This window comes from Streptomyces sp. HSW2009 (assembly GCF_040240285.1).
Taxonomy (GTDB): Bacteria; Actinomycetota; Actinomycetes; order Streptomycetales; family Streptomycetaceae; genus Streptomyces.
The window spans coordinates 1-8,786 of record NZ_JBEHZD010000342.1 but is presented as its reverse complement, the minus strand read 5'-3'; the positions used below and the strand labels follow the sequence as shown (position 1 = coordinate 8,786).

Genomic DNA, 8,786 nt, shown 5'->3' with positions numbered 1-8,786 from the left:
GGCCCCTGCGCCCGCGCCGGGGCTCGGCGTCGCGCCGGGACCTGCGGTCGCGCCCGTGCTGGCCCCCACGCCGACACCCGAGCCGACTCCTACACCCGCGCCGGAGCCCGCAGTCGCGCCCGCGCCGGGGTCCGCAGTCGCGCCGGCCCCAGCCCCAGCCCCTGCCCCCAACCCCGCGCCCGGGGCGGGGGCAGGGGTCGGGTTGAGCCAGGCGTGTTCGGCCCAGTACGTCACGCGCACGCGAGGCCCTCCAGTACGTCGGCCAGGGCGTGGACGCCGGCGACGCAGTCGTCCTCGGCGGCGTGTTCGGCCGGGGAGTGGGAGACGCCGGTGGGGTTGCGGACGAAGAGCATGGCGGTGGGGATGGTGCCGGAGAGGATGCCCGCGTCGTGGCCGGCGCCGGTGCCCAGCACCGGGATGCCGCCGCCGAGGATGCGGCCGAGTTCGTCCCGTAGGGCGTGCTCGAACTCGACGACAGGGGTGAAGGACTCGCGGGTGACGTGGACGCGTACGCCGTCGCGGTCGCCGCGTTCGACGGCCGCGCGTTCGATCTCGGCGACGACCGCGTCCAGCGTGCCCTGGTCGGCGGCGCGGGAGTCCAGCCAGCCGCGGACCAGCGAGGGGATGGCGTTGACGCCGTTGGGTTCGACGCTGACCTTGCCGAAGGTGGCCAGGGCGCCGGCGAGGCGGGCCTTCTTGCGGGCGGCGAGGACGGTGTTGGCGTAGGTGAGCATCGGGTCGCGGCGGTCGTCGATGCGGGTGGTGCCGGCGTGGTTGGCCTCGCCCTGGAAGTCGAACCGCCAGCGGCCGTGCGGCCAGATGGCGGAGGCGATGCCGACCGGGTCGCCCGACAGGTCGAGGGCCCGGCCCTGTTCGACGTGGAGTTCGACGAAGGCGCCGATGGTGGCGAGGCGTTCGGCGTCGGGGCCGATCGCCTCCGGGTCGTACCCGGCGCGCTCCATCGCCTGCGGCAGCGTGATGCCGTCGGCGTCGGTGAGCCGGTGGGCCGCGTCCACGGTCAGCTTGCCCGCGGCCAGCCGGGAGCCCACGCAGGCCAGACCGAAGCGGGCGCCCTCCTCGTCGCCGAAGTTGACGATGGCCAGCGGCTTGCTGAAGGCCGCGCCGCGGCGGCGGAGTTCGTCGAGCGCGGCGAAGGAGGAGACGACGCCGAGCGGCCCGTCGAAGGCGCCGCCGTCGGGGACGGAGTCCAGGTGGGAGCCGGTGACGACGGCCTCGCCCGGCGCCACGTCCCGGTAGCCGCGGGCGCCGAGCCAGGCCCACTGGTTGCCGTTGCGGTCCCGCTCGTAGGCCAAGCCGCGGGCCGTGGCCTGCGCCTGGAACCAGGCGCGGCAGTCGGCGTCGGCCCCGTTCCAGGCGTACCGCCGGTAGCCGCCGCTGTCCGCGTGCCGGCCGATCGGGCGCAGGTCGCGCCACATCTCGTGGAAGGAGGGCGGGTTGACCGCCGGGGCCGGCCCGGAGCCGGACTCCGCGCCCACCTCGCTGCCGGACTCCGCGCCGGGCCGACTGCCGCGCTCCGTACCGGCCCCGCTGCTGGCCCCGCTGCCACGTTCCGTACCGGTCCCGGCGCCGGCCCCACTCCCGGGTTCCGTGCTGGGTTCGGGTGCCGTCACGACGGGTCGCCCTCGCGCATCGGGACGCGGACGGAGCGCTCTTCGGCGACGCGTTCGGCGATGTCGTAGCCGGCGTCCACGTGCCGGATGACGCCCATGCCCGGGTCGTTGGTGAGCACGCGGCGGATCTTCTCGCCGGCGAGCGGCGTGCCGTCGGCGACCGTGACCTGGCCGGCGTGGAGCGAGCGGCCCATGCCGACGCCGCCGCCGTGGTGCAGCGACACCCAGGAGGCGCCGGAGGCGACGTTGACCATGGCGTTGAGCATCGGCCAGTCGGCGATGGCGTCCGAGCCGTCGATCATGCCCTCGGTCTCCCGGTACGGGGAGGCGACCGAGCCGCAGTCCAGGTGGTCGCGGCCGATGGCCAGTGGCGCCTGGAGCGTGCCGTCGGCGACCATCTCGTTGAACCGCTCGCCGGCGCGGTCGCGCTCGCCGTAGCCGAGCCAACAGATGCGCGCGGGCAGGCCCTGGAAGTGCACGCGTTCGCCGGCCAGCTTGATCCAGCGGGCCAGCGACTCGTTCTCCGGGAACAGCTCCAGGATGGCCTTGTCGGTGGCCGCGATGTCCTTCGGGTCGCCGGAGAGCGCCGCCCACCGGAAGGGGCCCTTGCCCTCGCAGAACAGCGGCCTGATGTACGCGGGCACAAAGCCGGGGAAGTCGAACGCGCGCTCGTAGCCGGCGAGTTGGGCCTCGCCGCGGATGGAGTTGCCGTAGTCGAAGACCTCGGCGCCGGCGTCCTGGAAGCCGACCATGGCCGCCACGTGCTGGGCCATCGACTCGCGGGCGCGGACCGTGAAGTCGGCCGGCTTGTCCGCCGCGTACGAGGCCATGTCGGCGAAGTCCACGCCCACCGGCAGGTACGCCAGCGGGTCGTGGGCGCTGGTCTGGTCGGTGACGATGTCGATGGGCGCGCCGGCGGCCAACAGCTCGGGGAGGAGCTCGGCGGCGTTGCCGAGCACACCGATGGAGAGCGGCTTGCGGGCGTCGCGGGCCTCGGTGGCCAGGGCGAGGGCGTGCGCCGTGCTGTCGGCCTTCACGTCCAGGTAGCGGTGCTCGATGCGGCGGTCGATGGCGCGCGGGTCGCAGTCGATGCAGATGACCACGCCGCCGTTCATGGTGACGGCCAGCGGCTGCGCGCCGCCCATGCCGCCGAGCCCGGCGGTCAGCGTGATGGTGCCGGCCAGCGTGCCGCCGAACTTCTTGGCGGCCACCGCGGCAAAGGTCTCGTACGTGCCCTGGAGGATGCCCTGGGTGCCGATGTAGATCCAGGAACCCGCGGTCATCTGCCCGTACATGGTCAGCCCGAGGGCCTCCAGGCGGCGGAACTCCTCCCAGTTGGCCCAGTCGCCGACCAGGTGGGAGTTGGCGATCAGGACGCGCGGCGCCCACTCGTGGGTCTGCATCACGCCGACCGGACGGCCGGACTGGACCAGCATGGTCTCGTCCTGCCGCAGCGTGGTGAGGGTGCGCACCATGGCGTCGAAGGAGCGCCAGTCGCGGGCGGCCTTGCCGGTGCCGCCGTAGACGACGAGCTTGTCGGGGTGCTCGGCGACCTCGGGATCGAGGTTGTTCTGGAGCATCCGCAGGGCGGCTTCCTGCTGCCATCCCAACGCGCTCAGCTCAGTGCCGCGCGGTGCTCGTACGGGTCGCGGTCCCGACATGGGTGCTGCCTCCCTGGCTCGACGGGTGGTGCGGTGGTGCGTGATCCGCTGACGCGGTGGTGCGGTGGTGCATGATCCGCGGCGGATTCGGATGCGGTTTGGATTAGATCATTCACATAGTCCAGTGATGAATAGTCGTAGTCAACAGGACACCCGGCCACGTTTGGCGGCCGGATCGGGTGGGGGTCCCGGCCGGAGCGGGCTGACTCCGGCGAGCCGGGCCGGGTCCGACGAGTCCCGCCGGCTTCGGCGGGGCGCGCCGCGGGGCTCAGGCGCGCGGGGCGGCGGTCAGGGCCTCGTTCGCGCGGCGGCGCCGGTAGTACGCGACGGTGACGATCGCCAGGAGCGGCCCCCAGGCGACGAGCGGGGCGTACGCCGTCCACATCGCCCAGGCCGCCGGGCCGCTGAAGGAGAAGCCCTCGCCGGTGTCGTTCAGCGGCTGCACGAAGTTGAAGATCTGGTTCAGCACGGCGTACAGGACGATCAGCGTCAGCAGCGTCGCCCCGATCGCGGCCGGGATGACCGCGGCCAGCGTCGGAATCCGCCGGCCGCGCAACCACGGCACCCACCGCGGCACGACCTCGCCCCACGGCCGCACCAGCCCGAGGGCGAGCAGCGCGAGCACTTCGGCGACCACGGAGAGGCCGAGCACGTACGGGCGTTCCCACGCCGACCACTGGTAGCCGCTGTCGTCGCCGGCCAACCCGAGTACGAGCGCGACGCGCCACAGGCCGGACGGCAGCGTGCACAACGGGATGGCGTGCGCCACCCGGACCGCCCAGCGGGGGGCGGACTTCTCGACGGGCCCGCGGTCGAGAAGTCCGTGGTCGACGCGTCCACGATCGGCCGGCGCGCTCGCCGTCGCACCCACCGACGTACCCACCGGCGCCTCCGCCACGGCTGCCGCCGCGGTCGCTGACATGGTCGATTCTGCGGCCCTGACCTGCGTCTTCATGAGCGTCCTCCCCGTTGTGACCCGACGTCATTGACCTTGACACGCGGGGTGGGGGCACGGCGTCCGTCACGGGATTGACGTGTACTCATTCACGCGGCTGAGCCGCGTACGACCACAGGACGACACCACGGCCGGGGCCAGGCCCGTACGGAAGTCCCCGTGCAGAAGCCCCCGTACGAGAAAGGCCCGTACGGCGATGGCCCGTACGAGAGCGGCCCGGGTGGAGCCGCTCCGTACGGGCACCGCTACAGCACGAAACCTGCGGGGAAGGGGTCGGTGGGGTCGAGGAGGTACTGGCCCATGCCGGTGATCCAGGCGCGGCCGGTGACCGTGGGGAGGACCGCCGGGCGGTCGCCGACGCGGTCGACGCCGATCAGGCGGCCGGTGAAGCGGGTGCCGATGAAGGATTCGTTGACGAAGTCCTGGTGGAGCGGGAGTTCGCCGCGGGCGTGCAGTTGGGCCATCCGCGCGCTGGTGCCCGTCCCGCACGGGGAGCGGTCGAACCAGCCGGGGTGGATCACCATCGCGTTGCGCGCGTGACTGGCGGGGCCCGTGGGGCCGCCACCATCCTCCGCGTGGCCGGTGGTGCGCGCGGGGCCACCCGGCGGGGCCGTGAACTGGACGTGGCGGCAGCCGGCGATGTTCGGGTCGGTGGGGTGGACGGGGCGGCGCTGGTCGTTGACCGCGGCCATCACGGCGAGCCCCGCCGCGAGCACGGCGTCCTTGTGCCGGCGGTCGAAGGGGATGCCGAGGCCGTCCAGCGGGGTGATGGCGTAGAAGTTGCCGCCGTACGCCATGTCGTAGCGGACCCGGCCGATGCCGGGCACGTCGACGGCCGCGTCCAACTCGTGGGCGTAGGAGGCGACGTTGTGCAGCGTCACCCGCTCCGCCCGGCCGTCGCGCACCGCGACCCGCGCCTCCACCAGGCCGGCCGGGGTGTCGAGCCGCACCGTCGTGACCGGCTCGACCACCTCCACCATGCCCGTCTCGACCAGCACCGTCGCCACCCCGATGGTGCCGTGCCCGCACATCGGCAGACAGCCGGAGACCTCGATGTAGAGGACGCCCCAGTCGGCGTCCTGCCGGGTCGGCGGCTGGAGGATGGCGCCGCTCATGGCGGAGTGCCCGCGTGGCTCGTTGACCAGCAACTGCCGTATCCAGTCCTGGTGTTGGATGAAGTGGAGGCGGCGTTCGGCCATGGTGTCGCCTGGTAGTCGCCCGATGCCGCCGGTGATGACGCGGGTCGGCATGCCCTCCGTGTGCGAGTCGACCGCGCTGAAGCAGCGCGTGGCGCGCATCAGCGCTCGCCACGCTCTCCGCGCCCGCTGCGTTCGCCGCGCCCGCCGCGCCCGCCGCCGAGCGGCGCCCCGACCCACGCGGGTCCGGCCTGCGCGGGTCCGGCGCTCGACCGCGCGCCCGCGTACGACGCTCCGGCCGGCGCCGGGCCCCCGCGGGTGCCGGCCCCCGCTGCCGCGCCGGCGGTCAGTTCGGCGAGCGCGTCGACCGCGCGCCGCACGTCCGCGTCCAGTGCCGCCAGGTCCGCGTCCGACAGCGGCCCGCGGGGCGGCCTGCACGGCCCGCCGTACCGTCCGACCAGGTCCATCGCACGCTTGATGGCCTGCACGAACTCGGTGCGCGAGTCCCAGCGGAAGGCGGCGACGAGCGGTTCGTACCAGGCCCGCGCCGCGGCCACGTCGCCCGCCGTGGCGAGTTCGAAGAGGCGGACGGAGGCGGCGGGGAAGACGTTCGGGAAGCCGGCGAACCAGCCGTCGGCGCCCATCAGCAGCGACTCGACCACCAGGTCGTCGGCGCCGGCGATCAGCGCCAGGTCGGGTGCGCACTCCTTGATGTGCCGCACCCGGCGCACGTCGCCGGAGAACTCCTTGACCGCCACCACGTGATCGAGCGCGGCGATCTCCCGGACCATCTCCGGGGTGAGGTCCACCTTGGTGTCGAGCGGGTTGTTGTAGACCATGACGGGCAGCCCGACGGCCGCCACCTGCGCGAAGTGGTGCACGACCTCGGCGGTGTTGGCCCGGTAGAGCGTCGGCGGCAGGCACAACACCCCGTCGGCCCCGTCCTCCGCCGCGTACTCCGCCCACCGCCTGGCCTGGTGCGCGCCCACCCCGTGCACGCCGACGACCACCAGCGCGTCGTGCCCGACGGCGGCGACGGCCGTACGGGCGACCGCGCGCCGTTCGGCGTCGGTGAGCGAGGAGTACTCGCCGAGCGAACCGTTCGGGCCCACCCCGTGACAGCCGCTGTCCACCAGCCATCGACAGTGCTCGGCGTACCGGTCGAGATCGGGCCGCAGGCCGGCGGGGGCGGCCGGGTCCTCGGCGTACGGCAGCGCGGTGGCGACGACCACACCGGTCAGCCGCTCGGCGTGCGGCTTGCGGGGTGCGGCTTGTGCCGCTTGGGGTGGGGTCGAGGTCGCAGTTTCGGCGAGGGCCGGCGGCGGGCCCGCGACCGAGGGACCGGGCGGTGCGGACTCGGGTGCGGGCTCGGTGACGTGCTCGTGCTCGTGCGTCATGCGGATCTCCCTTACGCGTCCGGGACTGGCGGGGATGCGACGGTGCGGGGCGGCGCGGGCGGGTCCGGGAGCGCGGCCAGATCACCGAGGCGGATCGGCTGGGCGATGGGACGGCCGTCGACGGCGTGGCGGTCGTGGAGCGTACGGGGGGCGTTGGCACTGGGCTCCGGGGGCGGGGCGGGGGCCGAATCCGGGGGCCGAGACCCGCCTGGTGGGGTTCGCTCCGCGGTGGCGCCCGGGTACGCGCCCGTGGCTGAGGTTGGGGCTGGGGCGGAATCCGGCGCCGCGGCCGGCGACCCGCCCGGTGGGGGCGGGGTCCACTCCGCGGTGGCGCCCGCGCACGCGCCTGGGGCTGGGGTTGGGGCCGAAGTCGAGCCGGGGTACACGTCTGGGGCTGGGGGCCGGGGCCCGGAGGACCGGGGCTGGGACTCAGGCTGAGGCTGGGACTCGGAGGACCCGGACCGGGACCCAGACCGAGGCTGAGACTCGGAGGACCCGGACCCGGACCCAGACCCGGACCCAGACCCAGACCAAGGCTGAGACTCAGAGATCCCGGACCGGGACCCAGACCAAGGCTGGGGCGGCAGCAACGCCGCAGCCAACTCCACGACCGCACGCCCACACGTCCGCCCCTGGCAAGCCCCGAGCCCCGCCCGGCAGGTCAGCTTGAGGGCGCGGGCGCCGTCGACGTGCCGTTCGGTGACGGCGGCGCGCAGCGCGTCGTACGTGACCTCCTCGCAGCGGCAGACGAGGGTGTCGCCGCGCAGCCAGGTCTGCCAGCCGGGGCCGACCGGATGGGCCCGGGCGAGCGCGTCGGCGAACCGGCGGCCCGAGGCGATGCGGCGGCGCAGCCGGGCGATCTGCGCCGGGTCCGTACCGCGCCGCCCGAGCCAGGTCGCGGCCAGCACACCCGCCAACTCCCCTTCCGCAGCGGCGAGTTCAGCCCCACCGATGCCCGTGAGCTCGCCCGCCGCGTACACCCCGGCCACCGTCGTGCGCTGGTCGGCGCGCACCACGACGCGCGGCGTGCCGTCGGGTCCGTCGCGCAGTGCGCAGCCCGCGGCGACGGCCAGTTCGAGCTGCGGCGTGAACCCGTGGCCCACGCACACCGCGTCCACCCCGCCGATGCGCCGCAGCCCGCCGGGCCGCACCCGCCAGTCGGGCGTCAGCCGGGCGACGGTCACCGCCCGCACCCGGTCGTCGCCGTGCGCCGCGACGACCGCGGACCGGGTGCGGTACGGGACCCGGTGGCGGGCCAACACCGCGGCGTAGTGCGCGAGTTCGGGGAGCTTGCGGCGGCCGTCGCGGAGTGCGGCGTACGGCGAGCGGAGCCAGCCGGCCGGCGAACCGGCCTCGAAGACGCCGACCACCCGCGCCCCGACATCCAGCAGCGCGGTCGCCACCGGCAGCAGGAAGGGCCCGGTGCCCGAAACCACCACGCGCTTCCCGACCGCCACCCGCTGCCCCTTGGCCATCGCCTGCGCGGCACCCGCCGTCACCACGCCGGGCAGGTCCCACCCGGGGAACGGCACCGTACGGTCGTACGCGCCCGGGCAGAGCACCAGCGCATCGGCGACGAGCGTCGCGGGCCTGCGGCGCCCGTCCGCCGGGCCGGTCAGTACGTGCACGAGGTGGGGCGCCGATCCGTCGGCCGCGACCGGCCCGCGCTCCACGGCCCAGGCGGTGGTGTGCGGCAGGTGGTCGATCGCGGGCTGCGCGGCGACGGCCCGTGCGAGGCGGAGCGCTGCGGCGGTGGGGTGGGTACGCCCCGGGGCGGGGGCTGGTCGGGAGAGGTGCACGGCGGGGGAAGGGCGTGGGGCGGGGGCCGGTTGGCCGGGCCGGCTCGGGGTCCGCTCCGGGCCCGGGGCCCGCCCCGGCCCCGCCCCCCGCCGCGCCGCCGGGTGGGGGGGGGGGTGGGGGTGTGGGGGTGGGTGTGTTGGGTGTGGTGGGGGAGTGGTTGGGTGAGCCGTTGTTGGGTGGTTCGCGGTTGGTGGTGGTGACGTCTG

Annotated in this window: 5 protein-coding genes and 1 pseudogene; all 6 read right to left on the bottom strand. The window is 74.9% G+C overall.

The features are described from left to right. Positions 1-230: 230 nt before the first annotated feature. Entirely contained in the window at positions 231-1,436 is a 1,206-nt protein-coding gene (locus AAHZ94_RS22655) for an allantoate amidohydrolase (protein ID WP_349994819.1), read from the bottom strand. Between the two features lie 191 nt (positions 1,437-1,627). Continuing rightward, entirely contained in the window at positions 1,628-3,292 is a 1,665-nt protein-coding gene (gene hutU, locus AAHZ94_RS22650; protein WP_349994818.1) for a urocanate hydratase, read from the bottom strand. 268 nt (positions 3,293-3,560) lie between these two features. Next, positions 3,561-4,247, bottom strand: coding sequence for a hypothetical protein (locus AAHZ94_RS22645; RefSeq protein ID WP_349994817.1), 687 nt, complete (start codon positions 4,245-4,247; stop codon positions 3,561-3,563). 245 nt (positions 4,248-4,492) lie between these two features. Further along, a complete protein-coding gene (locus AAHZ94_RS22640) occupies positions 4,493-5,545 on the bottom strand; it encodes a proline racemase family protein (protein WP_349994816.1) in 1,053 nt (350 codons plus the stop codon). A gap of 197 nt (positions 5,546-5,742) precedes the next feature. Then, positions 5,743-6,624, bottom strand: a pseudogene (locus tag AAHZ94_RS22635) (dihydrodipicolinate synthase family protein); the annotation flags it as partial. A gap of 167 nt (positions 6,625-6,791) precedes the next feature. Next, a complete protein-coding gene (locus AAHZ94_RS22630; RefSeq protein WP_349994814.1) occupies positions 6,792-8,579 on the bottom strand; it encodes an FAD-dependent oxidoreductase in 1,788 nt (595 codons plus the stop codon). Positions 8,580-8,786 lie beyond the last annotated feature (207 nt).